The following is a 24,371-nucleotide window of genomic DNA, read 5'->3' as shown; positions in this document are numbered from 1 at the left end:
AGGAGATCGGTGAAAAGCGCGGATGCATGCCGTGGCCGGGGAGATGACTCCCGACCGGCGCGACCCGCGACGAGCGCAGGCAGCCGGCCCTCAGGCCGGCACCGCCATCGCGGCGGCGCGCTGCACCACATCGCGGGCCATGGCCTGGGCGAGTTCCTGTTCGCCCAGGAACACCTTCGCATCGGTTTCGGCGGCCAGCAGGCGGGCTTCCTGCTCGTTGTGGCTGCGCACCACGGTCTGGATGGTGGGGTTCAGCGTGCGCGCGGTTTCGATCATCTGGCGCACGTTCATGGCGTCGGGCGTGGCCACCACGAGCACGCGGGCGCGCGCCACGTGCGCCTGGATCAGCACCGCCGGGTCGGCCGCGTCGCCCCACACGGCCGGAATGCCGGCCTCGCGCAGCTTCTCCACCAGCTCGCGGTTCTGCTCGGCCACCACGTAGGGGATGTCGTTCGTCTCGAGCTCGGCGGCGATGCGCCGGCCCACCCGGCCGTAGCCGACCAGCACCACCTGGCGCGACAGGTACTTGGCCTCGGTGGTCATCGGCAGTTCGGCCAGCGGGTCGCTGCGCGCGTCCAGCTCGCGTGCGAACTTCGAATGCGCGTGCAGCCATTTCTGCAGCGGCGCGATCAGGCTGAACCACAGCGGGTTGGTGGCGATGGAGATCAGCGCGCCCGCCAGCACCAGGCTCTGCCCTTCCACCGGCAGCAGGCCGAGCGACACGCCCAGCCCGGCCAGGATGAACGAGAACTCGCCGATCTGCGCCAGGCTCGCGCTCACCGTGAGTGCGGTGGCCAGCGGGTAGCGGAACACCAGCACCAGCGCACAGGCCGCGAGCGACTTGCCCAGCACGATCACCAGCACCACGGCCAGCACCTGCAGCGGGCGCTCCAGCAGCACCGAGGGGTCGAACAGCATGCCGACCGACACGAAGAACAGCACGGCGAACGCATCGCGCAACGGCAGCGATTCCTGCGCCGCGCGGTGGCTGAACTGCGACTCGCGCATCACCATGCCGGCGAAGAAGGCGCCCAGCGCGAACGACACGCCGAACAGCGCCGCCGAGGCAAAGGCGATGCTCACGGCCGCCGCCACCACGCACAGCGTGAACAGCTCGCGCGAACCGGTGCGCGTGACCTGCCAGAGGATCCACGGGAACACGCGCCGCCCGACCACCAGCATCAGCAACACGAAACCGCCAACCTGCAGCAGTGTGAGGCCCAGCGTCTGCCAGACCGGCGCGCCGTTGGTCTCGGCATTGGCGCCGCCCAGCGCGCCCGCCAGCGGCGGCAACAGCACGAGCACCAGCACCATCGCGAGGTCTTCGACTACCAGCCAGCCGATGGCGATGCGGCCAGTAAAGGAATCGAGGATGCCCAGGCTCTCGAGCGCGCGCAGCAGCACCACCGTGCTCGCCACCGACAGCGCCAGCCCGAACACCAGCGCCGCGCCCCAACTCCAGCCCCACCACACGGCCAGGCCGCCGCCGAGCAGCGTGGCGACGACGATCTGCGCGATGGCGCCGGGCAGCGCGATCTTGCGCACCGCGAGCAGGTCGGCCAGCGAAAAATGCAGGCCCACGCCGAACATCAGCAACATCACGCCGATCTCGGCCAGCTGCGCGGCAATGCCGGCGTCGGCCACGAAGCCGGGCGTGAACGGGCCGATGATCACGCCCGCCAGGAGGTACCCCACCAGCGCTGGCAGCCGCAGCCGCGCCGCGAGAAAGCCGAACACCAGCGCCAACCCCAGGCCGGCGGCAATCGTATTGATGAGGGAGACGCTGTGGGGCATCGGTCCATTTTGCAGGAACGGCCCCCAACCTTTGAAGCCCGCAGGCTTCTACGGGCCTGCGTCTACACCCCTACGGAAGCGACGCGAACTATCGTAGGCATAAAGCACTTCTATTCGCATCGACACCTTTCTCATCCAGAATTTGAGCGGTCCCCCCGTCCCCCCAACAACAGGAGCCTCCCCATGAGCAACGAGAAAACCGAAGCGAAGTGCCCGTTCAGCCAGGCCACCGGCGCCGGCACCACGAACCGCGACTGGTGGCCCGAGCAGCTGCGCCTGGACCTGCTGCACCAGCACTCCTCCAAATCCGATCCCCTGGGCACCGGTTTCGACTACGCCAAGGCCTTCCAGAGCCTCGACCTCGCCGCGGTGAAGAAAGACCTCGCCGCACTGATGACCGACTCGCAGGACTGGTGGCCCGCCGACTTCGGCCACTACGGCCCGCTCTTCATCCGCATGGCCTGGCACAGCGCCGGCACCTACCGCATCGGCGACGGCCGCGGCGGCGCCGGCCGCGGGCAGCAGCGCTTCGCGCCGCTCAACAGCTGGCCCGACAACGTGAGCCTGGACAAGGCGCGCCGCCTGCTGTGGCCAATCAAGCAGAAGTACGGCCAGAAGATTTCCTGGGCCGACCTGTTGATCCTCACCGGCAACGTCGCGCTCGAAACCATGGGCTTCAAGACCTTCGGCTTCGCCGGTGGCCGCCCCGACGTGTGGGAACCCGACCAGGACGTGTACTGGGGCCGCGAGAAGACCTGGCTGGGCGGCGACGTGCGCTACGCGCAGGGCTCGCCCGGCGTCGAGAAGGACCGCGGCGTGCTCGTGAAGGACGACGACAGCAAGGTGGCGCACACCCGCAAGCTCGAGAACCCGCTGGGCGCAGTGCAGATGGGCCTGATCTACGTGAACCCCGAGGGCCCGGACGGCAACCCCGACCCGATCGCCGCGGCCCACGACATCCGCGACACCTTCGCCCGCATGGCCATGGACGACGAGGAAACCGTGGCGCTCATCGCCGGCGGCCACACCTTCGGCAAGACCCACGGCGCGGGGCCGGCCTCGAACGTCGGCAAGGAACCCGAAGCCGCCGGCCTCGAGGAACAGGGCTTCGGCTGGAAGAACAGCTTCGGCACCGGCAAGGGCGGCGACACCATCACCAGCGGCCTCGAAGTGACGTGGACCACCACGCCCACGAAGTGGAGCAACAACTTCTTCGAGAACCTGTTCGGCTACGAATGGGAGCTGACCAAGAGCCCCGCCGGCGCGCACCAGTGGGTGGCCAAGGGCGGCGCCGGTGCCGGCACCATTCCCGACGCGCACGACGCCTCCAAGCGCCACGCGCCGACCATGCTCACGACCGACCTGTCGCTGCGCCTGGACCCGGCCTACGAAAAAATTTCGCGCCGCTTCCTGGCGAACCCCGACCAGCTCGCCGACGCCTTCGCGCGCGCCTGGTTCAAGCTCACGCACCGCGACATGGGCCCGCGCGCCCGCTACCTCGGGCCCGAGGTGCCGGCCGAAGAGCTGATCTGGCAAGACCCGATCCCGGCCGTCGACCATCCGCTGGTCGACGCCAACGACGTCGCGGCGCTGACGAAGAAGGTGCTGGCCTCGGGCCTCACGCCCGCGCAGCTGGTGTCGACCGCGTGGGCCTCGGCCTCCACCTTCCGCGGCTCCGACATGCGCGGCGGTGCCAACGGCGCCCGCGTCCGGCTCGCCCCGCAGAAGGACTGGGCCGTCAACCAGCCCGCGCAGCTGGCCCAGGTGCTGAAGGTGCTCGAAGGCATCCAGAGCGAGTTCAACGCGGCGCAGACCGGCGGCAAGAAGATCTCGCTGGCCGACCTGATCGTGCTGGCCGGTGGTGCGGGCGTGGAACAGGCCGCGCGCAACGGCGGGCGTGAAGTGAAGGTGCCCTTCTCGCCGGGCCGCGCCGACACCTCGCAAGAGCAGACCGACGTGCCCTCGTTCGAGCCGCTGGAGCCCGCGGCCGACGGCTTCCGCAACTACCTGAAGGGCCGCTACAGCGTGCCCGGCGAAGCGCTGCTGATCGACAAGGCGCAGCTGCTCACGCTCACGGCGCCCGAGATGACCGTGCTGGTCGGCGGCCTGCGCGTACTCGACACCAACGTCGGCCAGACGCGCCACGGCGTCTTCACGAAGACGCCCGGCACGCTGAGCAACGACTACTTCGTCAACCTGCTCGACATGGGCACGGAGTGGAAGGCGGTGTCGGACACCAAGGAAGAGTACGAAGGCCGCGACCGCAAGACCGGCGCCCTCAAGTGGACCGGCACGCGCGTCGACCTGGTGTTCGGCTCCAACGCGCAGCTGCGCGCCGTCGCCGAGGTCTACGGCGCGTCCGACAGCCAGCAGAAGTTCATCGACGACTTCGTGGCCGCCTGGACCAAGGTGATGAACCTGGACCGTTTCGATCTCGCCTGAGGCGGGGCGCCTTCGGGCGCTTGCACCGTCCGCGCGCCGTCCGCGCCCCGGGGTTCCGTCCCCCGCGGGCGCGGACTCCCATGAACGAGGTATTCGGGTTTCAGGCCGGAGCACTAGATTCGGCCCCATGAAATTCGCGAAGGCATGGCTTGCCGCCGGCGTCGTCCTGGCGGCCTCGCAGTTCGGCGCGCTGTACGCGCAGGACGGCAACCCCGAATGGCGCGCGCTCCGCCAGCAACTCGTGCAACGCATCAACGCCAACTGCTACGACGTCGGCACGCTCGAGCTGGCGCAGCAGGTGCTGCGGACGGCGCAACGCACGGGCGGGGCCGAGTCCGCCGACACGGCCCTCAGCCTCGTGCTGCTGGCCCATGTCCACCAGCGGCAGGGGCAACTGACGCGGGCCGCGCAGTCGTACACGGCCGCGCTCGCCATCCAGGAAAAGACCGCCGGGCCGGACAGCCCGCGGGTGGCGTTCACGCTGAGCGCGCTGGCCGGCCTGCACTACCGCCGCGAGGCCTTCGACCAGGCCATTGCGCTGTACGAACGTGCCCTGGCGATCCACGAGAAGCAGCGGCGCCCCGACGCACCCGCCGTGCTGGTCAGCCGGCAGAACCTGGCCGCGGCCCATCGCGCCCAGGGCGCCCAGGGTGCCTATGCCAAGGCCGCCCCGCTGTACGAACGCGAGCTCGACGCCAGGGCGCAGCCGCTGCTCGCGGTGGCCCTGGTGCATTGACGCGCACTGAAGCGCACCGAAACGCGCCTCACCGCACCCAAACGCGCGGGCCGGCGCCCTGCTCCGGCTACGGCTACGGCGCCATCTTCGATTCGCGCGCGTTCACCAGTTCCTCGGGCTCCTGCGACTCGACCCAGCTCTCGTTGTTGAGCCCGGCCTGCAGCCGCTCCTCGTCGAGTTCATTCGTCCACTTGGCGACCACGATGGTGGCCACGCCGTTGCCGATCAGGTTGGTGAGCGCGCGGGCTTCCGACATGAAGCGGTCGATGCCCAGGATGAGCGCCAGCCCCGCCACCGGCACATGCCCCACCGCCGACAGCGTGGCCGCCAGCACGATGAAGCCGCTGCCCGTGACGCCCGCCGCGCCCTTCGACGTGAGCAGCAGCACGGCCAGCAGCGTGATCTCCTGCGTGAGCGTCATGGGCGTGTTGGTGGCCTGCGCAATGAACACCGCCGCCATCGTCAGGTAGATCGAGGTGCCGTCGAGGTTGAACGAGTAGCCCGTGGGAATCACCAGCCCCACGCAGGTCTTGTGGGCGCCCAGGTTCTCCATCTTCTCCATCATGCGCGGCAGCACCGATTCGCTGGAGGACGTGCCCAGCACGATCAGCAGCTCTTCCTTGATGTACTTGATGAACTTCCAGATGCTGAAGCCGTGGAAGCGCGCAATGAGCCCCAGCACCACGAAGATGAACAGCAGGCAGGTCAGGTAGAAGGTGCCCATGAGCTTGCCCAGCGACAGCAGGCTGCCCAGGCCGTACTTGCCGATGGTGAAGGCCATCGCACCGAAGGCGCCGATGGGCGCGAGCTTCATGATGTAGTTGACGATCACGAACAGCACGTGCGAGCCCTTCTCGATCACGTCGAACACCAGCGTGCCGCGCCCCCCGAAACGGTGCAGCGCAAAGCCGAACAGCACCGCGATCAGCAGCACCTGCAGGATCTCGCCCTTGGCGAAGGCATCGACGATCGTGCTGGGAATCACGTTGAGCAGGAAGTCGACCGTGCCGGTCATCTTGCCGGGGCCGGTGTAGGCCGCGATGGCCTTGGTGTCGAGCGTGGACGCATCGATGTTCATGCCCGCGCCGGGCTTGAGCACGTTCACCAGCACGAGGCCGACCACCAGCGCGATGCTGCTCACGACCTCGAAATAGAGGAGCGCCAGCCCGCCGGTCTTGCCGACCTTCTTCATGTCTTCCATGCCGGCGATGCCGACCACCACCGTGCAGAAGATGATCGGCGCGATGATCATCTTGATGAGCTTGATGAAGCCGTCGCCCAGCGGTTTCATCGACTCCCCGAGCGAGGGGTAGAAGTACCCCAGGAGCACGCCGATGATCACCGCGGTGATCACCTGCACGTAAAGGGAACGGTAGAGGGGGAGCTTCCTGGGTACTGTGCTTGTTGTATGTGCCATGACTGCCTCCTGAAAGGATGAGGGGAAACGAAAAGAAAAGGGTTCGTGTCGCGGTTGCTTTCGATGGGTGATGTCGTGCGTTCTGTGTCCGTGGCGCCGGCCCAAATGAAAAAACCCGCCGAAGCGGGTTTTTGTTTTCAGGGTGTGGCGCGCATGCTCAGTGCATGTGGAGGCCGCCGTTGACCGAGAAGTCGGCCCCGGTGCTGTAGCCGCCTTCATCGGTGGCGAGCCACGAGATGATGGAAGCGATTTCGCTCGGCTCGCCCAGGCGCTTGACCGGAATGGTGGCCACGATCTTGTCGAGCACTTCCTGGCGGATGGCCTTGACCATGTCGGTGCCGATGTAGCCCGGGCTCACGGTGTTCACCGTGACGCCCTTGTTGGCCAGCTCCTGCGCCAGCGCCATCGTGAAGCCGTGCATGCCGGCCTTGGCTGCCGAGTAGTTGGTCTGGCCGGCCTGGCCCTTGGCGCCGTTGACCGAGCTGATGTTGATGATGCGGCCCCAGCCCTTTTCCACCATGTCGCCCACCACCTGCTTGGTGACGTTGAACATGCTGTTGAGGTTGGTTTCGATCACCGCGCTCCAGTCTTCCGGCGTCATCTTGAGGAACATGCGGTCCCGCGTGATGCCTGCGTTGTTGACGAGCACGTCAATCGCGCCGTGGGCCGCCTTGGCGGCGGAAAAAGCCTCGACGGTGGATTGCCAGTCGCCGACATTGCCCACCGACGCATGGAACTCGAAGCCTTCGGCTTTCTGTTCGGCCAGCCATTTGGCATGGTCGCGTGTCGGGCCGCAACCTGCGACCACGGTGAACCCGTCCTTGTGCAGACGCTGGCAGATGGCTGTTCCGATGCCACCCATGCCCCCGGTGACATATGCAACTTTCTTGCTCATGAGATTTCCTTGATTTGAAGCTAGCAAAAAGCCTGAACGGCCGCCTTCACTCTAGCCATTTTCAGGCCACACAACCCTGAGGGAGAACACTGAGCCAAGCTTGCAACCAGCTGTCACGGACATCACCTCGGCGGCACTCTATATGCTTGCGGCTGCGCGACCGTGACAGGGTCCCTGCCGGCCCCCCTCCCATCCAGCCACCCAGGAGTTCGCACGCATGAATTTCGGAATCATCGTCTTCCCCGAGGTCGAGGAGCTCGATTTCATCGGTCCGTGGGAAATGCTCACCATGTGGAGCAAGCTGGCCGGCGGCCCCGCCAACTGCCTGGTCGTGGCGCAAACGCATGGCCCTGTCGTCTGCGCCAAGGGGCTGTCGATCAACCCGCATGTGTCGTTTGCCGACTGCCCGCCGCTCGACTTTCTGCTCGTGCCCGGCGGCATGGGCACGCGGCGCGAGGTCGACAACCCCGCGATGGTGCAGTTTCTGGCCGCCCAGGCGCCCGGTTGCAAGGCGCTGCTGTCCGTGTGCACCGGAGCCTTCGTGCTGCATGCGGCCGGCCTGCTCTCGGGTCGCACGGCCACCACGCACTGGGGATCGCTCGACCGCCTGCGCGCGCTCGGCGATGTGAAGGTGGTCGAGCAGCGCTTCGTGCAGGACGGCCATGTCTGGACCTCGGCCGGCGTGTCGGCCGGCACCGACCTGATGCTCGCCTTCATCGCGCATGCCGCCGGCGAGGAGGCCGCGGCCAAGGTGCAGCTGCAGGCCGAGTACTACCCGGCCGACACGGTGTACGGCCACACCTCGAGCCATGAGCGCGCGCCGTCGTATGTGCGGCGACCGGGCTCGCGCGCGGGCACGGCCTGATCGTTCTTTCGTTTGTTTGCTTGATCGATCGAACGGTCGGTCATTTCTTCTTTCTTACTTCTTTAGACCTCCATGTCCACGCCCGACCTCACCGACCTCGAACCGCTTGCCGTGCTCGCCGCCCGCGTGGGGGCGACGCTGCGCGAGCGGCGCCAGACGGTGGCGGTCGCCGAATCGTCGGCCGGCGGCCTGGTCTCGGCCGCCCTGCTCGCGGTGCCGGGCGCCTCGGCCTATTTCCTGGGCGGCGCGGTCATCTACTCGCGGCGCGCCGGCAAGGCCCTGCTCGGCCTCACGCCCGAGGACATGGGCGACATGCGCGGCGAGACCGAGCCCTATGCGCGCTTCATGTCGGGCCGCATCCGCGATGCCCACCGCTCGAAGTGGGGCCTCTGCGAGAGCGGCGCGGCGGGGCCGTCAGGCAGCCCGTACGGCGATGCGCCCGGGCATGTCTGCATCGCCGTGACCGGTGCGGACGGCCTCGTGGTCAGCCGCACGATCGAAACCGGCGCGATCGATCGGCCGTGGAACATGGATGTGTTCGCGCGGCTGTTGCTGAAGTTGTTCGAGGAGACCTTGCTGGCGAACGGCGACGCATGACCGAAACAGTGATTTCGACCGCCTCCGAAGAAGAGGTCCGCTCCGGCGTCCTGGGCCCCCGGTTGCGCGAGTTCAACTACGGCTTCGTCGGCGAGTACCCCGAGACGCAACCCGTGTGGCTGAACGCGAAGGATGCGCAGGGCCGCCTGATGGGCGGGCTGCGCGGCTTCGTGTTCCTCGAATGGCTGCGCATCGACGTGCTGTTCGTCGAGGAGGAAGCCCGGGGCACCGGCCTGGGCCGTCGCCTGCTCGCGGAGGCGGAAGCGCGCGGCAAGGCGCTGGGTGCCGGGAATGCCGCACTCGAAACCTTCGAGTGGCAGGCGCGAGGCTTCTACCTGAAGCAAGGCTACGAAGAGTTCGCCCGCATCGACAACTACGCGCGCGGCAACTACCTCGCCTACATGAAGAAGAAGCTCTGAGCCCCGGGGCATTGCGGCCCCCGACCCCGAACCTCTCAAGCTGTCGCTCTCAATCCGCCTGCACGCCCGCAGCCCGGATCACCTTCCCCCACTTCTCGATCTCCGCCGCCAGGTGGCTGCGCAGCGCCTCGGGCGTGACCTTGTCCATCGGCACGGCCTCGGTGCTCAGCTCGGCGAAGCGCTTCTTCACGTTGTCGTCCTGCAGCGCGGCGCGCAGGGCCACGTTGAGCTTCTCGATCACGGCCGGCGGCGTGCCCTTGGGCGCGTACACGCCGTGCCACACCTTCACGTCGAAGCCCTTGAGGCCCTGCTCGTCGAGCGTGGGAATGTCGGGCATGCTCGACAGGCGCTTGGGCGTGGTCACGCCGAACACCTTCACGCGCTGGCCGTCCTTGATGACGGGCGCGGTCTGCGTGGTCTGGTCGCACAGCAGGTCGACCTGCCCGCCCATGAGGTCATTGAGCGCCGGGCCTGCGCCCTTGTAGGGCACGGTCGTGAGCTGCACGCCGATCTGGTGCGCGAAGAGCATGCCGCACAGCTGCGAGACGGCGCCGATGCCGGCGTTGGCGAGCGAGACCTTCTCCTTGTTGGCCTTCACGTAGGCCAGCAGCTCCTTGAAGTTGTTGGCCGGGAAGTCCTTGCGCGACAGCAGGGTCATCGGCACGTCCATGACCTGGCCGACGTACTCGAAGTCTTTCAGCGGGTCGTAGTTGAGCTTCTTGTACAGCGCGGGCGCGGTGGCCATGCCCATGTGGTGGATGAGGATGGTGTAGCCGTTGGGCGCGGCCTTGGCCACGCGGGTCGGCGCGATGGTGCCGCCCGCGCCCACGGTGTTCTCGACCACCACGGTCTGCCCCAGCGACTTGCCCATGGGCACGGCGAGCATGCGCGCCACCACGTCGGTGGGGCCGCCGGCCGAGTACGGCACGACCATCACGATGGGCTTGTCGGGCCACGCGGCCTGCGCGGCGGCGGGCGATGCGGCGGCGAGCAGGCAGGCGCCCGCCGAGGCCGCGATGAGGGCTTTCAGTTTCCAGGTCTTCGTTGCGTTCACTTCTTTGTCTCCTTGTGGTTTGTCTGTGGATCAGTGCGTCACGGATGAATCGCCCGGGCCGTGGGGCCCGGCCAGCGCCAGCCAGCGCTCGGCCAGCCGCACCACCGGCCCGTCGACCATGCGGCCGTCGAGGCTCACGACGCCGCCGCCGGCCGCGCGCACGGCCTCGGTGACGCGGTGCGCCCAGGCCACCTCGTCGGCCGTGGGCCCGAGCGCGGCCTGCACGGGTGCGACCTGCTCGGGATGGATGCACAGCTTGGCGCCGAAGCCGCCGCGCCGGGCGCGCGCGGTGTCGGCGGCGAGCCGCTGCGCGTCGCGCCAGTCGGGCGACACACCGTCGATGGGCGTGGCCAGCCCGGCGCGGCGCGAGGCCAGCACGAGCGCGAGGCGCACGGGCAGCAACTCGGCCTCGTCGGCATCGCAGGCCATGCCGAGGTCGGCCTGGAAATCGAGGTGGCCGAAGGCCAGCCGCAGCACCTGCGGCGCACCCGCGATGGCATCGAGCGCCGCGAGCCCCGCGGCCGATTCGATGAGCGGCACCAGCACGGCCTTCGGTCCGACGGTCGCGGCGAGCCGATGCAACTCGTCGGCCTGCTCGGCCTTGGGCAGGACGATGCCGGCGATCAGGCCGTCGGCGATCCAGCCCGCCGCGCGCGCGCAGTCGTCGCCATGCCACGGCGTGCCGCTGGCGTTCACGCGCACCAGCAGCCGCCCTCGCCCTTCGGCGGGCAACGCTGCGAGCGAGGCACCGAGCGCATCGCGCGACTCGGCCTTGCGCGCGGGCGCCACGGCATCTTCGAGGTCGATGATCACGCCGCCCGCGCCCGTGGCCAATGCCCGCGCATGGCGCTCGGGCCGGTCGGCCGGCACGAAGAGAAAGGCGCGCGCCAGGGCGAGCGCGGCGTTCGCGGGCTCGCTCATACCGCGCCGGCCGCGCGCAGCGCTGCGATCGCGTCGTCGCCGCGGCCCAGGCTGCGCAGGATGGCGTCGGTGTGCTGGCCGACCGCCGGCACCGGGTCCATGCGGTAGTCGAACGCGCTCTGGCGACCTGCTGGCAGCAGCGCCGGAATGTCGCCGGCCGGCGAACCCACCTGGCGCCAGCGCTCGCGCGCCTGCAGCTGCGGGTGCGCCCACAGCCCGGCCATGTCGTTCATGCGCGCATTGGCGATCTGCGCCGTGTCCAGCCGTTCGAGCACCTGCGCCGCGCTGAGCGCGCCGAAGGTGTCGACGATGAGCGTGCGCAGTGCCTCGCGGTGTTCGTTGCGCCGCGCGTTGCTGTCGAAGCGCGGGTCGCTCGCGAGCTCGGGGCGCAGCAGCACCTTGTCGCAGAAGGCACGCCACTCGCGCTCGTTCTGCAGGCCCAGCATCACGGTGCCACCGTCGCCCGCGGGGAACGGGCCGTAGGGGTAGATGGTGGCGTGCGAAGCGGCGCTGCGCGGCGGCGGCGGTGCGCCGTCGTAGGCGTAGTACATCGGGTAGCTCATCCACTCGGCGAGCGATTCGAGCATCGACACGTCGATGTGCGAGCCCTTGCCCGTCTTGCCGCGCTGGAGCAGCGCCGCCAGGATGCCGGTGTAGGCATACATGCCCGCCGCGATGTCGGCGATGGAGTTGCCCGACTTGCACGGGTCGTCGGGCGTGCCCGTCACCGAGAGGAAACCGGCCTCGCTCTGGATGAGCAGGTCATAGGCCTTCTTGTCGCGGTACGGCCCGTCTTCGCCGTAGCCCGAGATGTCGCAGACGATGAGCGCGGGGTGCTTCTCCTGCAGCACCTGCGCGCCCAGGCCCATGCGCGCGGCGGCGCCGGGCGCGAGGTTCTGCACCAGCACGTCGGCGCCGGCCACCAGCTCCTGCAGCACGGCGAGCGCGGCGGGCTGCTTCAGGTCGAGCGTGAGGCTTTCCTTCGAACGGTTGACCCACACGAAGTGCGAGGCCTCGCCGTTCACGCGCTCGTCGTAGGCACGCGCAAAGTCGCCGCCGCCGGGGCGCTCGACCTTGATGACGCGCGCGCCGAGGTCAGCCAGCTGGCGGGTGCAGAACGGCGCCGCGATGGCGTGTTCGAGCGAGATGACGGTGATGCCGTCCAGGGGTCTGGTCATGGGCTTCTTCTTTCTTTCCTTGCGTCAGGCGAGCACGGCCGTGGCCTGCATCGTGAGCCAGCCGTCGGCGTCTTCGCCCCACAGGCTGAAGGTCTTGCCGTCGGTGCTGCCTTCGGCGGGCTTGCCGTGCACGCGGAACGGCGCGATGTCGAAGGTCGGGCGCACGGCGCGGAACTCGAAGCGCGCGAGCTGCGCATCGGCCGGCGCGTTGCGGCGCAGCAGGTCGACCAGCAGCGTCGCGATCAGCGGGCCGTGCACGATGAGGCCCGGGTAGCCCTCGACCTGCGTCACGTAGCGGCGGTCGTAGTGGATGCGGTGGCCGTTGAAGGTCAGCGCCGAGTAGCGGAACAGCAGCACGTCGTCGGGCACGAGGTCGCGGCTGAAGGTGGCGTCCTTCGGTGCGGGCGTGGGCGGCGGCGTGGCCTCGCCGGGTGCGGCGGCGGCGCGGTAAACGATGTCGTGCTCTTCGGTCAGCGCGAGCCCGCGCGCGTTGCGCACCTCGTGGCGCACCAGCACGAACACCAGCTCGCCCGTGCGACCGGCCTTGTGCGTGACCGAGGCGATGGTCGACGTGCGCTCGACCGCATCGCCCACCAGCAGCGGATTGCCCGGTTCCCAGGTCAGCCGGCCGCCGGCCCACATGCGGCGCGGCAGCGGCACGGGCGGCAGGAAGCCGCCGCGCTTCGCGTGGCCGTCTTCGCCGATCTCCGACTGGCGGTGGTGCGGCAGGAAGTAGAGCCAGTGCCACAGCGCAGGCAAGCGCGTGCCCGCCTCGGGCAGCGGGTCGTCGCGGTCGAGCGTGGCGGACAGGCCGCGCACGGGCGCGGCCGTGAGGTCGTCGCGCAGCGTTTCGGTGCGGCCCTCCCAGGCCTGCAGGTGCGCGAGGGCTTCGGCGTCGATCAGGGGAGAAGTCATGTCGTGTGTGTCGGGAAGAAGGATGAGTGGCGAGGTCAGTCGACCGCGGCGCCCGAGGCCTTGACGATGCGCGCCCACTTGGCGAGGTCGGCATGCAGCAGCGCCGAGAACTGCTCGGGCGAGGTGGGCGCGGCGATCTCGACGCCCTGCTGGTCGAGCTTGTCGCGCAGGTCCTTGGCCGCGAGCGCCTTGCGCGTCGCGTCCTGCAGGGTGGCGAGCACGTCGGCGGGCACGCCCGCGGGGGCGAACAGGCCGATCCACAGCGTGCCGTTGTAGCCCGGCACTTGCTCGGCGATGGCGGGCACGTCGGGCAGCACGGGCGAGCGTTTTTCGCCGCTCACGGCCAGCGCGCGCAGCTTGCCGGCCTTGATGTGCGCCAGCGCCGAAGGCAGGCTCGCGAACACGATCGGCAGTTGCCCGCCCAGCACGTCGTTGAGCGCGGGCGCCACGCCCTTGTACGGCACGTGCTGCATCGAGATGCCGCCCATGCTGTTGAGCATTTCGCCCAGCAGGTGGTTGAGCGTGCCGTTGCCGGCCGAGGCGTACTGGTAGTTGGCGCCCTTCTCGCGCGCCAGCTTCAGGAATTCGGCGAAGTTCTTCGCGGGGAACGACGGGTTCACCAGCAGCACGTTGGGCACGGCGCCGATCAGGCCGACGGGCTTGAAGTCTTTCTCGGGGTCGAATCCCGGGTTCTTGTACAGCGCGGGGTTGATGGCCTGGCTGCTGCTGATCGTCATGAGCAGCGTGTAGCCGTCCTTCGGGCCCTTGGCGACCAGCTGCGTGCCGATGTTGCCGCCCGCGCCAGGGCGGTTGTCGACCACCACGCTGGCGTTGTTCAGCACCTCGCCGAGCTTCTGGCCGACGAGGCGGCCGACGATGTCGTTGGTGCCGCCCGCGGCCTGCGGCACGACGAGCGTGATGGGGCGCGAGGGATAGGTCTGGGCGGTGGCGGCGCTGGTGGCCAGCAAGGTGGTGGCGGCGAGGCCGAAGGCGATCAGCGCCTTGGCGCGAAGCCGCAAGGCGGGGGTGGTGTCGTGTGTCTCCATGGCCGCATGGTCTTCTGCCCGCCCCGCCGGCGCAATCTGCGATTTCGGAAGCCAGGCTTCTGAAATTCCGAAGGCTTGACTACCATCGCCCCATGCTTTTCGACCTCACCGACCTGCGCCTGTTCGTGGCCACGGCCGAACTCGGCAACCTCACGCGGGCGGCCGAGCGCCAGCACCTGTCGCTGGCCGCGGCCAGCGCGCGCATCAAGGCGCTCGAGACCCAGGCCGGCCTGCAACTGCTGCAGCGCGAGGCCCGCGGCGTGCGCCTGCTGCCGCCGGGCGAAGCCTTCCTGCACCACGCCCGGCTGGTGCTGCACCAGGCCGACCAGCTGCGCGCCGACCTGCTCGAGTACGGCGGCGGCCTGCGCGGCCACCTGCGCGTGTTCGCCAACACCACGGCGGTGACCGATTTCCTGCCCGAGATCCTGCCCGGCTTCCTGGCCGCCAACCCGCGCATCAACGTCGACCTTCAGGAAAAACCGAATGCTCAGATCCCGCGCGGCGTGCGCGACGGGCGCGCCGACATCGGCATCGTCGCGGGCCAGATGGACACGCTGGGCCTGGACACCATCCACTTCAGCACCGACCGGCTGGTGCTCGTCACGGCGCGCCAGCACCGCTTTGCGCGGCGCCGCCGCATCTCGTTCGCCGAGACGCTCGACGAAGACGCCATCGGCATGCAGCAGGGCAGCACGCTGCAGGCCTTCCTGGGGCAGATCACCGACCACCTGGGCAAGCGCCAGAAGCTGCGCATCCAGCTGGGCAGCTTCGACGCCATGTGCCGGATGATCGGCAGCGGCGTGGGCATCGGCGTCGTGCCCGAGTCCGCGGCGCGGCGCAACCAGGAGAGCATGCGGCTCGCGCTGGTCGAGCTCAGCGACCCCTGGTGCGTGCGCGAGCGCTACCTGCTCGTGCGCGACCGCGCCGCGCTGCCCGTCTACGCCCAGGCGCTGGTCGAGACCTTGTGCAAGCACTACGCCGAGGCGCAGACCGAAATCGTCTGACGGCCCGTTTTTCGGCCAAAAACAGGCACTTGCAGGCGGCTTGTGAGAAACCCGATGTCTTCCCCATTTTCTGTGCACAACTTTGGGGGTAAGTCAGGGGCAGCGTTGTAAAGCGATTGCAAGTCGTTGTTTTATAAGGGGAATAGTTAGTCTGCTTAAAATTTTTGCAGTGCACAAGTCTGGCGGCCGATGGGTCCAAAAATGGCTCGAAAACAGGAAAGTCAAGCGAAAAAACAGGGGGTTGCCTGTGCTAGGCCGCCCTTTGAAACCAACGACTTGCCGCCGGTTGTGAAGAAGTCCGCTTCAATCCCCACTTTCTGTGGGCAACTTTGGGGGTAACTGGGGTGGAGCTTTGTAAAACGAATGCAAGTTGTTGTTTTACAAAGGGATTCCACACATTGCTCAATTTTTGAGCGGTGAACAAGAGCGGCGGCCCGTGGCGGATGGCGAGGGCCGCAGGCGTTCGAATGAATCCAAAGGTTCTCATCGCCCGCAAATTTGATCGGCAAGGCGCGAACTGCCGGCTTCAAGGCATGGCTTGGGCGACGGCCGCTACAGTCGGGCACGAGCAACCGTTCGGATGCGGAGAGCACAAATGCAAGGTGTTGGCGAACTCATCGACCGCTGGAAAGCAGAGAAACTGACGCTCGTGCCGCCGGCACCGAAAGCACAGATTCTCGAAACTTTCGAAAGCTTGGGATCGACTGCAACAGCAGACGTCATCGCTCTCTACACCTCGCTGGGCGGCATGCGCGAGATGGACAAGGCGTTGTGGCGCCTTTGGCCACTCGAGGAAATCAAGGCCGAAAACTCCGAACCCTCCTCTCACGGCGTGCTCTTCTCGGACTACCTCATCTGCTGCTGGTGCTACAGGCTGAAGGCGAACCCGGACGGCACCAGCTCGGTGCTGGAAGATCGCTTCGATGGATCAGAGCCGCGCCTGGTGGCAAGCACGCTCGAAACGTTCTTCCATTCCTATCTGGCCGACGCCACGCGTTTGCTCGATGGCGCTGCACTCGATTGACGCCTGCGAGGCAAAGACATTCGCAGCAGAGAAACCATGCTCGAAGCCCTCAGCTTCCCCTGGTCCTGCCTCGGCGCCGTCGTCGGGCTGCTGATTGCCTTGCTGGTTCACTGGCTGGCACCCGCCGACATCGACACGGTGCACGCCGGCGCGTGGCTGGTGGGCATCGGCTGGCTCGCGGGCCTGGCCTGGGACCTCGTGGACTCGGACCGGCCGAAGTAATCAGCAGCAAGTCTCGCGCACGGCGGACACAAAAAAGGGAGGGGAGGCATCAGCCCTTGCGAGCCCCTGCCTCCCCTCCCCCGTACCGGTTCACCCGGTGATCAGGCTCAGCGCTCGATCGTCAGCGCCACGCCCATGCCGCCGCCGATGCACAGCGAGGCGATGCCCTTCTTGGCGTTCTGGCGCTGCATTTCGTGCAGCAGCGTCACCAGGATGCGGCAGCCCGACGCGCCGATGGGGTGGCCGATGGCGATGGCGCCGCCGTTCACGTTCACCTTGTTCACGTCCCAGCCCATTTCGCGGTTCACGGCGCAGGCCTGTGCGGCGAAGGCTTCGTTGATCTCGAGCAGGTCGAGGTCGGCGGCCTTCCAGCCGGCGCGCTGCAGCGCCTTCTGCGACGCCGGCACGGGGCCCATGCCCATGATGGTCGGGTCCAGGCCGGCGGTGGCGTAGCTGGCAATGCGGCCCAGCGGCTTCAGGCCCAGGGCGGCGGCCTTCTTGGCCGTCATGACCATCACGGCGGCGGCGCCGTCGTTCAGGCCCGAGGCATTGCCCGCGGTCACGCCGCCGGCCTTGTCGAAGGCGGGACGCAGGCCGGCCAGCACTTCGGCGTTGGTCTTGCGGTTGATGAACTCGTCCTGGTTGAAGACGAGCGGGTCGCCCTTCTTCTGCGGAATGCTCACGCCGACGATTTCGTCCTTGAACTTGCCGGCGTCCTGCGCGGCGGCGGCCTTGGTCTGGCTGGCCAGGGCCAGTTCGTCCTGCGAGGCGCGGTCGATGTTGTACTTCTTGGCCACGTTCTCGGCCGTGATGCCCATGTGGTACTGGTTGTACACGTCCCACAGGCCGTCGACGATCATGGTGTCGACCAGCTTCCAGTCACCCATGCGCTGGCCGTTGCGCGAGTTGGGCAGCACGTGCGGCGCCATGCTCATGTTTTCCTGGCCGCCGGCAATCACGATTTCGCTGTCGCCCGTGGCCACGGCCTGCGCCGCCAGCATCACGGCCTTCAGGCCCGAGCCGCACACGGCGTTGATGGTGAGCGCCGGCGTTTCCTTGGTGCCGCCGCCCTTGAGCCAGGCTTGGCGCGCGGGGTTCTGGCCGGCGCCGGCCGCGAGCACCTGGCCCATGATGGCCTCGCCCACCTGGTCGGCCGTGAGGTTGGCGCGCGCGATCACTTCCTTGATCACGAGGGCGCCCAGCTCGGTGGCGGGAATGCCGGCGAGCGAGCCGCCGAATTTGCCGACCGCCGTACGCGCAGCCGAAACGATGACGATGTCTTCCATGAGGTTCTCTCCGTTGAGGTGATTTGAAATCGGTTGCGATCTTGCGGGAGCTGGCGCCCGTTCAGGCCTTGGCCTTCACGTAGCGTCCCGGCGCCGGTTCGATGGCCTTGTAGGCCTTGCCGTTGCCGTAGCCCTTGGGCGCGGGGATCTGCTTGCCCGCGTGGCCCTTGAGCCATTGTGCCCAGTCGGTCCACCAACTGCCCGGCTGCTCCTGCGCACCGGCCAGCCATTCGGGCTGGGTCTTGGGAAACTTGCCGTCCTCGCGCAGCCAGTGGCTGCGCTTTTTCTTGGCGGGCGGATTGATCACGCCGGCGATGTGGCCCGAGGCCCCCATCACGAAGCGCTTCTTGCCTGTGAGCAGTTGCGTGGAGGTGTAGGCGCCGCCGATGGGCACGATGTGGTCTTCGCGCGAGCCGTAGATGTAGGCCGGGATGTCGATCCTGCCCAGGTCGACCTTCTCGCCGCACACGGTGAGCGCATTCGGCTTGGCCAGCTTGTTCTCGTGGTACGTGTTGCGCAGGTACCAGGCGTAGAACGGGCCCGGCAGGTTGGTGGCGTCGCTGTTCCAGTACAGCAGGTCGAAGGCCGGCGGCGTCTCGCCCTTGAGGTAGTTGCCGACCACGTAGTTCCACACCAGGTCGTTCGGGCGCAGGAGGCTGAAGGTCGAGGCCAGGTCGCCGCCGGGCAGCAGACCGCCCTTGCCGAGTTGCATCTCGCGGTACGCCACCATGGGCTCGTCCACGAAGATGTCGAGGATGCCGGTGTCGCTGAAATCGAGAAACGTGGTCAGCAGCGTGACCGATGCGGCCGGCTTCTCGCCGCGCGCCGCAAGCACGGCCAGCGCGGTGCTCAGGATGGTGCCGCCCACGCAGAAGCCCAGCGTGTTGATCTGCTTGCTTCCGCTGATCTCCTGCACGGTGTGGATGGCCTTGATGGCCGCGTTCTCGATGTAGTCGTCCCAGGTGGCCTGGGCCATCGACTCGTCGGGGTTGCGCCAGCTCACCACGAACACGCGGTGGCCCTGCTCGTTCGCATAGCGGATGAGCGAGTTGTCGGGCTGCAGGTCGAGGATGTAGAACTTGTTGATGCACGGCGGCACCAGCAGGAACGGTCGTTCGTACACCTTGGCGGTGAGCGGCTTGTATTCGAGCAGCTGGAAATAGTCGTTCTCGAACACCACGGCGCCTTCGGTGGTGGCCACGTTGCGCCCCACTTCGAAGGCGCTCTCGTCGGTCATGCTGACGTGGCCCTGCTTCATGTCGTGCAGCAGGTTCTGGATGCCCTTGGCGATGCTCTCGCCCTGCGTGTCGATGGCTTTCTTCTGCGCCTCGGCGTTGAAGGCCAGCGAGTTGCTGGGCGAGGCCGCGGCCATCCACTGCTCGACCGCGAAGCGCAGGCGCGCCTTGGTCTTGTCGTCGGCGTCGATGGCCTCGGCCATGCGCATCATGGTGCGGCCGTTGAGCAGATAGACGGCGGCCGAGAAGGCGGCCATCGGGTTGCTGCCCCAGGCCTCGGCGGCAAAGCGCTTGTCACCCTCGGGGCGGGCACCGAAGCCGCGGCGCCACAGGTCGGTGGCATCGCTCAGGTACTGCTGCTGGATGGACTGCAGCTGCTCGGGATCGATGGAGAACTTGGGCAGCTCGGGCATGCGGGCCGCACCGGGGAATTGCGCCATTTGTGGCAATTGCCATAGCGGCGTGCCGCCGACGTCGAAAGCGGCGGAACCACCTGGGCCCCCAGCTTTCTGGAAAGCCTCCATGGCCTGGGTCCAGCCCTGCGTGAGGGCTTTTTGAAAGGGCGCGAACGCATCGGCCCCCGTGTCTTGTTGCTTCATCATGTCTCCTGGCCGTGGCCTGGGTCGATACGAACGGATGGCTTGCGTGTTTTGAGTATGCTGCATTCGCAAGGCACTCACAACGCCGCGCTTTCACTAATCCCTTGAAACAAAACGTCTGCGCCTGTGTTCATCCATTTGATCGTGATCGGCTGGCTCTATGTGGCCGTGATGATGGCGGTGGCCGAGGCCACCAACACCACCGGCACGGTGCTGGGCGCCATCTTCACATTTCTTCTTTACGGCCTCGCGCCGGTGGCGCTGGTGATCTACCTGATGGCCACGCCGGCGCGCCGGCGGGCGATCAAGGAGCGCGAGGCGCAGGCCCAGGAAGCAGCACGCCGCGCCGCTGCGGAGGCTGCGGCTTCAGACCTTCCAGACCAGCGCAGCGAAGCGCCCGCTGACGCCGTCGCGCCGGTGCGAAAAGAACCGTGACGGCTGCGCGACGGTGCACCACGCATCGCCGCTGTCGTTGCCGTGAAGCGACGCGACACCCGCCGCACGCAACCGCTGCCGCGCCAGCGCAGGCAGGTCGGCCAGCCACTTGCCTTCGGCCGCCGCGGGCGTGAAGCACGCTGCCGCCTCGGGCGACTGCGCCTCGAAGGCGGCCTTGACCTCGGCCCCGACCTCGAAGGCCTTCGGGCCGATGCAGGGGCCGAGCCAGGCCATAAGGCGCGGAGCACCGCCGCCTTCATCCTGCGCGAAGCCGCGCACGGTCTGCTCGAGCACGCCGCCGGCCAGCCCGCGCCAGCCCGCATGCGCGGCGGCCACGCGGTGGCCGCGTTCGTCGGTGAAGAGCACGGGCAGGCAGTCGGCCACCATGACCGTGCAGGCGCGTGCGGAGGTCGTGGCCGTGCAGGCATCGGCGACGGTGCCGTCGGGCACGGCCTCGTCGAGCGACACGAGCCCCGTGCCATGCACCTGCTGCAGGAACACCGGCCGCGTGCCGATCGCCTGTTGCAGCCGGCGGCGGTTCTCGGCGACGTGCGCGGCGTCGTCGGCCACGTGGTCGCCGAGGTTCAGGCTGTCATAGCGCCCGGTCGACACGCCGCCGTCGCGCGTGGTGCACAGCGCGCGCACGTTCGGCGGCGCGGGCCACTCGGGCACCAGCCATTGCGGATTCATCGCGACGTGCCGGCTCAGGCTTCCGCGTCGGGCGACTGCGAAGGCTGTGCGCGCTGGAAGGCGTCGAGCTTCATGCAGGCGTCGAAGGCGGCCATGGTGCGCGGCAGGCCGCTGAAGTCGCAGTCGAAGCGGCGGCCATTGAAGATCTGCGGCACGAGGCAGCAGTCGGCGATGGTGGGCGTGTCGCCCCAGCAGTAGGTGCCGCCCGGGTGCTGCGCGAGCTGGCGCTCGAACGACAGCAGACCGTCGCGCACCCAGTGGCGGTACCAGGTGTTCTTGGCTTCGTCGTCGACCTTCAGTTCCTTCACGAGGTACTTGAGCACGCGCAGGTTGTTCAGCGGATGGATCTCGCAGGCGATCGACTGCGCCAGCGCACGCACATGGGCGCGGCCCACGGGATCGGTCGGCAGCAGCGCCGGCTCGGGGTGCGTTTCGTCCAGGTATTCGATGATGGCCATCGACTGCGAGAAGCGCTCGCCTTCGTCTTCGAGCAGCGGCACGAGCATGTCGGCCGAGATCGCCGAGTACGGGCCGGTGCGGTGTTCGCCGCGCGCGATGTGCACGGGCACGTAGTCGTAGTCCAGGCCCTTGAGGTTCAGGGCGATGCGGACACGGAACGAGGCGGAGGAGCGGAAATAGTTATGCAGCTTCATGATTTCTCGAGGATAGCGCCCTTGGATTTCACCTTCAGGAGCGGGGTGTGGCCGGGAGCACGCAGCGGAAGTCGTGCAGCCGGGCTTCGGGGTGTTCTTGCTGCCACGTGTCGAGCAGCTCGCGCGCGGCGGCCTCCTCGCGCGAGGCAATGCCCAGGCGCCATGGCCCGAGCGTGCCGGGCGCCTCGTCGGCGCCGTGGTTGTGCCGGCCCTCGCCGAAAGGACGGCCTTCGGAGCAGGCGCGGCAGAGCATCTCCATGCTGTCGGTCCAGTTCTCGGCGAAGCCATCCGCGGCCTTGAAGCGCTGCACCAGCGCCTCGATGTCCTCCGAGCTCACGCCTTCCACCGAGACCTCGTAGGTCGCGTGCGCCGACGGCGCAATCAGTTCCAGCGCATCGAACACCGGCACCTCGCGCTCGCCGCGCAACCGGTAGCCGTTGGGCGCGCCGTCGTGCAACACGAGGTCGCCGTAGCGGTGGCCGCAGGCGGGCGTGGGCACGTTGCGCAGGATGGCGCGCGCCGGGTCGATGCGGTCGGCCCACACCACCTCGGTGCCTTCGTCGCCGTGCACGCGGATCGGCGTGAGGCCGACGAAATAGTCGACCGGCCCTTCGCCTTCGGGGATGCCGATGCCGTACTGCCGCCACGCACGCCGCGCCGTGGGCCAGTCGCCCAGCGCGGTGGCCGCGATGCCCAGGTTCCACAGCGCGCCTTCGTTGCCCGGCTCGCACTGCACGGCGCGGGCATTGGCCTGCAACGACGCGGCCCAGTCGCCGCGGTACTTGTGGATGAGCCCGGCGTTGTACCAGGGCGCCGCCCAGCAGGGATGGATGGCGCTGGCCTGCGCGTAGGCGGCCAGCGCGCCTTCCTGGTCGCCGGCATCGTCGCGTTCGCGACCGAGTTCGTTGAAGGCGGTGGCCTTGCCGGCTTTGCCGAGTCGGATGGGCATGGTGAAGCGAGGAAGAACGAGGAGGAAAAGGGTCGGGGAAACGCGCAGAAGCGCCTATTGTGGGCCGCCGCAAAATCCCGAGTCCGGCGTGCCGGCAAGCCCGTGCGGCCTCTGGCACACTGCCGGTCTCCCCTCCCGTTTCGCTGAAAAAGGACACCTTCCCATGGCTTCCGAGTTTGTTTTTGCCCCGCCGGCCACCGTTTCCGTGCCGGTCGTCGGTCAGCCCGCCCGCTTTCCGGTGCATCGCATCTACTGCGTGGGCCGCAACTACGAAGATCACGCCAAGGAAATGGGGTTCACCGGCCGCGAGCCACCCTTCTTCTTCATGAAGCCGGCCGACGCGCTGGTGACGGTCGATGCGGGCCAGACCGGCACCATGGCCTACCCCACGCTCACGAAGAACCTGCACCACGAGATCGAACTCGTGGTGGCCATCGGCACCGGCGGCAAGAACATCAAGGCGGCCGACGCCCACAAGCACATCTACGGCTACGCCGTCGGCCTGGACATGACGCGCCGCGACCTGCAGAACGACATGAAGAAGCAGGGCCGGCCCTGGGACATCGGCAAGAGCTTCGAGCAGAGCGCGCCCATCGGCCCGATCGTGCCCGTGGCACAGGCCGGCAACGCCGAACAGGCGGAAATCTCGCTGCAGGTGAACGGCGAAGACCGCCAGCGCAGCACCGTGAGCAAGCTGATCTGGAACGTGGCCGAGACCATCGAGCACCTGTCGGCGGCCTGGGAGCTGCAGCCCGGCGACCTGATCTTCACGGGCACGCCCGAGGGCGTCGCGGCCGTGGTGGCCGGCGACACGCTGGTGGGCCAGGTGGCCGGCCTGCCCGCGCTGACCGTGAAGATCGTCTGACGCCAGGCGGTCCCGCTTCATGTTTCTTCGCGTACCCATCAAGCATTGCAAGAACTGCGGCACGACGGTGGTCTACCGCGTGCCGGACGACGGCGACACCAAGGAGCGCGCCGTCTGTCCGGCCTGCCACACGATCCACTACGAGAACCCGCTGAACGTGGTCGGCACCATCCCCGTGCTGGGCGACAAGGTGCTGCTGTGCAAGCGCAATATCGAGCCGCGCTGGGGCAAGTGGACGCTGCCCGCGGGCTTCATGGAGCTCGAGGAAACCACCGCCGAGGGCGCGGCCCGCGAGACCAATGAAGAGGCCGGCGCGAACTTCGAGATCGAGGGCCTGTTCGCCGTGATCAGCGTGGTGCGCGTGGGCCAGGTCCACATGTTCTATCGCGCGCGCCTGCTCGACGACCGCTTCGACCCGGGCCACGAAACCATCGAGGCGCGCCTCTTCACCGAGGACGAGATTCCCTGGGACGAGATTGCCTTTCGCACCGTGCGCCAGGCGCTCGAGCATTACTTCGAAGACCGCAAGCGCGGCAGCTTCGACCGCGTCCACGAACTCAGCATCGTTTGAAAAATTCCCCCATGCTCAAGACCCTGCGCGCCACCCTCCTCTGTGGCGCCAGCCTCGGCTTTGCACTCGCGGCTTCGGCGGCCAAGGCGGACACGGTGGGCGAGGTCGACACGGCCTTCAAGCTCATCGGCCCCGACCACAAGATCGTGGTCGAGGCCTACGACGACCCCAAGGTCAATGGCGTCACCTGCTATGTCTCGCGCGCCAAGACCGGCGGCATCGCCGGTGCGTTCGGCGTGGCCGAGGACAAGGCCGAAGCCTCCATCGCCTGCCGCCAGGTCGGCCCGGTGAGCATCACGCAGCCGCTGCCCAAGCGCGAAGAGGTCTACACCGAACGCCTGTCGGTGCTCTTCAAGCGCCTGCGCGTGGTGCGCATGGTCGACCCCAAGCGCAACACGCTGGTCTACCTGACCTACTCCGACCTGCTGATCGACGGCTCGCCCAAGAACAGCATCACGGCCGTGCCGGTCGATCGCGGCACGCCGATCCCTCTCAAGTGAAGGGGCTGCTAAAGGGCTCGGCGATGCGAGTTTGCTAGCATCGTCCGAGCGGCCGACAC

At 68.0% G+C, this 24,371-nt stretch carries 25 protein-coding genes; 12 read left to right on the top strand and 13 right to left on the bottom strand.

Features of this window, described 5'->3' with window-relative positions:
* Positions 1-90 precede the first annotated feature (90 nt).
* Positions 91-1,794, bottom strand: coding sequence for a cation:proton antiporter domain-containing protein (locus tag AC3WQM_RS01110; protein ID WP_492676586.1), 1,704 nt, complete (start codon positions 1,792-1,794; stop codon positions 91-93).
* Positions 1,795-1,977: 183 nt separating this feature from the next.
* Between AC3WQM_RS01110 and katG the strand changes: the two genes are divergently transcribed.
* Both katG and AC3WQM_RS01100 read left to right on the top strand, forming a co-directional pair.
* Positions 1,978-4,236, top strand: a complete 2,259-nt coding sequence (gene katG / locus AC3WQM_RS01105; protein ID WP_492676585.1) for a catalase/peroxidase HPI — start codon at positions 1,978-1,980, stop codon at positions 4,234-4,236.
* A gap of 127 nt (positions 4,237-4,363) precedes the next feature.
* Complete coding sequence (locus AC3WQM_RS01100; protein WP_492676584.1) at positions 4,364-4,972, top strand: tetratricopeptide repeat protein; 609 nt, start codon at positions 4,364-4,366, stop codon at positions 4,970-4,972.
* 73 nt (positions 4,973-5,045) lie between these two features.
* Here AC3WQM_RS01100 and AC3WQM_RS01095 read toward each other — a convergent pair whose 3' ends face one another.
* Both AC3WQM_RS01095 and phbB read right to left on the bottom strand, forming a co-directional pair.
* Positions 5,046-6,389 carry a dicarboxylate/amino acid:cation symporter gene (locus tag AC3WQM_RS01095; protein ID WP_492676583.1) on the bottom strand — a complete coding sequence of 448 codons (1,344 nt, stop codon included), beginning with the start codon at positions 6,387-6,389 and terminating at the stop codon, positions 5,046-5,048.
* A gap of 157 nt (positions 6,390-6,546) precedes the next feature.
* Positions 6,547-7,284: an acetoacetyl-CoA reductase gene (gene phbB / locus AC3WQM_RS01090; protein ID WP_489058512.1), complete on the bottom strand. Its 738-nt coding sequence runs from the start codon at positions 7,282-7,284 to the stop codon at positions 6,547-6,549.
* A 217-nt stretch (positions 7,285-7,501) separates the two neighbouring features.
* Here phbB and AC3WQM_RS01085 point away from each other — a divergent pair, with 217 nt between their 5' ends.
* From AC3WQM_RS01085 to AC3WQM_RS01075, 3 genes are all read left to right on the top strand, one after another.
* The gene (locus AC3WQM_RS01085) at positions 7,502-8,149 is read left to right on the top strand and encodes a DJ-1/PfpI family protein (protein ID WP_492676582.1); all 648 of its coding nucleotides are present in this window, start codon (positions 7,502-7,504) and stop codon (positions 8,147-8,149) included.
* 72 nt (positions 8,150-8,221) lie between these two features.
* Positions 8,222-8,746, top strand: coding sequence for a CinA family protein (locus tag AC3WQM_RS01080; RefSeq protein WP_492676581.1), 525 nt, complete (start codon positions 8,222-8,224; stop codon positions 8,744-8,746).
* A complete protein-coding gene (locus tag AC3WQM_RS01075) occupies positions 8,743-9,165 on the top strand; it encodes a GNAT family N-acetyltransferase (RefSeq protein ID WP_492676579.1) in 423 nt (140 codons plus the stop codon). The genes AC3WQM_RS01080 and AC3WQM_RS01075 overlap by 4 nt, the downstream gene beginning before the upstream one ends.
* A 49-nt stretch (positions 9,166-9,214) precedes the next feature.
* Here the strand turns inward: AC3WQM_RS01075 and AC3WQM_RS01070 are convergent, their stop codons facing one another.
* From AC3WQM_RS01070 to AC3WQM_RS01050, 5 genes are read right to left on the bottom strand one after another with little or no spacing between them, the layout of a single operon-like run.
* A complete protein-coding gene (locus AC3WQM_RS01070) occupies positions 9,215-10,219 on the bottom strand; it encodes a tripartite tricarboxylate transporter substrate binding protein BugD (protein WP_139703091.1) in 1,005 nt (334 codons plus the stop codon).
* Between the two features lie 30 nt (positions 10,220-10,249).
* On the bottom strand, positions 10,250-11,140 hold the full coding sequence (locus AC3WQM_RS01065) for an HpcH/HpaI aldolase/citrate lyase family protein (RefSeq protein ID WP_492676578.1): 891 nt from the start codon (positions 11,138-11,140) through the stop codon (positions 10,250-10,252).
* Positions 11,137-12,318, bottom strand: coding sequence for a CaiB/BaiF CoA transferase family protein (locus AC3WQM_RS01060; RefSeq protein WP_492676577.1), 1,182 nt, complete (start codon positions 12,316-12,318; stop codon positions 11,137-11,139). The genes AC3WQM_RS01065 and AC3WQM_RS01060 overlap by 4 nt, the downstream gene beginning before the upstream one ends.
* A gap of 24 nt (positions 12,319-12,342) precedes the next feature.
* Positions 12,343-13,233, bottom strand: coding sequence for an HTD2 family dehydratase (locus AC3WQM_RS01055; protein ID WP_492676576.1), 891 nt, complete (start codon positions 13,231-13,233; stop codon positions 12,343-12,345).
* A gap of 35 nt (positions 13,234-13,268) precedes the next feature.
* Positions 13,269-14,279, bottom strand: a complete 1,011-nt coding sequence (locus tag AC3WQM_RS01050; protein ID WP_487849376.1) for a Bug family tripartite tricarboxylate transporter substrate binding protein — start codon at positions 14,277-14,279, stop codon at positions 13,269-13,271.
* Between the two features lie 92 nt (positions 14,280-14,371).
* Here AC3WQM_RS01050 and AC3WQM_RS01045 point away from each other — a divergent pair, with 92 nt between their 5' ends.
* The 3 genes from AC3WQM_RS01045 to AC3WQM_RS01035 all read left to right on the top strand — a co-directional run bounded on the left by AC3WQM_RS01045 (position 14,372) and on the right by AC3WQM_RS01035 (position 16,529).
* Positions 14,372-15,283, top strand: a complete 912-nt coding sequence (locus AC3WQM_RS01045; RefSeq protein ID WP_492676574.1) for a LysR family transcriptional regulator — start codon at positions 14,372-14,374, stop codon at positions 15,281-15,283.
* Between the two features lie 595 nt (positions 15,284-15,878).
* Complete coding sequence (locus tag AC3WQM_RS01040; RefSeq protein WP_492676573.1) at positions 15,879-16,307, top strand: hypothetical protein; 429 nt, start codon at positions 15,879-15,881, stop codon at positions 16,305-16,307.
* A 36-nt stretch (positions 16,308-16,343) separates the two neighbouring features.
* Entirely contained in the window at positions 16,344-16,529 is a 186-nt protein-coding gene (locus AC3WQM_RS01035; RefSeq protein ID WP_492676572.1) for a hypothetical protein, read from the top strand.
* A 107-nt stretch (positions 16,530-16,636) separates the two neighbouring features.
* Here AC3WQM_RS01035 and AC3WQM_RS01030 read toward each other — a convergent pair whose 3' ends face one another.
* On the bottom strand, positions 16,637-17,815 hold the full coding sequence (locus AC3WQM_RS01030) for an acetyl-CoA C-acetyltransferase (RefSeq protein ID WP_095745805.1): 1,179 nt from the start codon (positions 17,813-17,815) through the stop codon (positions 16,637-16,639).
* A gap of 61 nt (positions 17,816-17,876) precedes the next feature.
* Positions 17,877-19,649 carry a class I poly(R)-hydroxyalkanoic acid synthase gene (phaC, locus tag AC3WQM_RS01025; RefSeq protein WP_492676570.1) on the bottom strand — a complete coding sequence of 591 codons (1,773 nt, stop codon included), beginning with the start codon at positions 19,647-19,649 and terminating at the stop codon, positions 17,877-17,879.
* Between the two features lie 126 nt (positions 19,650-19,775).
* Between phaC and AC3WQM_RS01020 the strand changes: the two genes are divergently transcribed.
* Complete coding sequence (locus tag AC3WQM_RS01020; RefSeq protein WP_082818261.1) at positions 19,776-20,084, top strand: hypothetical protein; 309 nt, start codon at positions 19,776-19,778, stop codon at positions 20,082-20,084.
* Here AC3WQM_RS01020 and pgeF read toward each other — a convergent pair.
* From pgeF to AC3WQM_RS01005, 3 genes are read right to left on the bottom strand one after another with little or no spacing between them, the layout of a single operon-like run.
* Entirely contained in the window at positions 20,016-20,774 is a 759-nt protein-coding gene (pgeF, locus tag AC3WQM_RS01015) for a peptidoglycan editing factor PgeF (protein WP_492676568.1), read from the bottom strand. The genes AC3WQM_RS01020 and pgeF overlap by 69 nt on opposite strands.
* 14 nt (positions 20,775-20,788) lie before the next feature.
* The gene (gene maiA, locus AC3WQM_RS01010; RefSeq protein WP_492676567.1) at positions 20,789-21,427 is read right to left on the bottom strand and encodes a maleylacetoacetate isomerase; all 639 of its coding nucleotides are present in this window, start codon (positions 21,425-21,427) and stop codon (positions 20,789-20,791) included.
* A gap of 34 nt (positions 21,428-21,461) precedes the next feature.
* Positions 21,462-22,376: a tetratricopeptide repeat protein gene (locus tag AC3WQM_RS01005; protein WP_492676566.1), complete on the bottom strand. Its 915-nt coding sequence runs from the start codon at positions 22,374-22,376 to the stop codon at positions 21,462-21,464.
* A gap of 163 nt (positions 22,377-22,539) precedes the next feature.
* Between AC3WQM_RS01005 and AC3WQM_RS01000 the strand changes: the two genes are divergently transcribed.
* From AC3WQM_RS01000 to AC3WQM_RS00990, 3 genes are read left to right on the top strand one after another with little or no spacing between them, the layout of a single operon-like run.
* Positions 22,540-23,241: a fumarylacetoacetate hydrolase family protein gene (locus AC3WQM_RS01000; protein ID WP_489058527.1), complete on the top strand. Its 702-nt coding sequence runs from the start codon at positions 22,540-22,542 to the stop codon at positions 23,239-23,241.
* 19 nt (positions 23,242-23,260) lie between these two features.
* A complete protein-coding gene (locus AC3WQM_RS00995) occupies positions 23,261-23,812 on the top strand; it encodes an NUDIX hydrolase (protein ID WP_492676565.1) in 552 nt (183 codons plus the stop codon).
* Between the two features lie 11 nt (positions 23,813-23,823).
* Complete coding sequence (locus AC3WQM_RS00990) at positions 23,824-24,312, top strand: CreA family protein (protein ID WP_492676564.1); 489 nt, start codon at positions 23,824-23,826, stop codon at positions 24,310-24,312.
* The last annotated feature ends 59 nt before the right edge of the window (positions 24,313-24,371 follow it).

It is taken from the genome of Variovorax sp. FW301-JW7, assembly GCF_058788795.1.
This window is presented reverse-complemented; position numbering and strand designations above follow the sequence as displayed.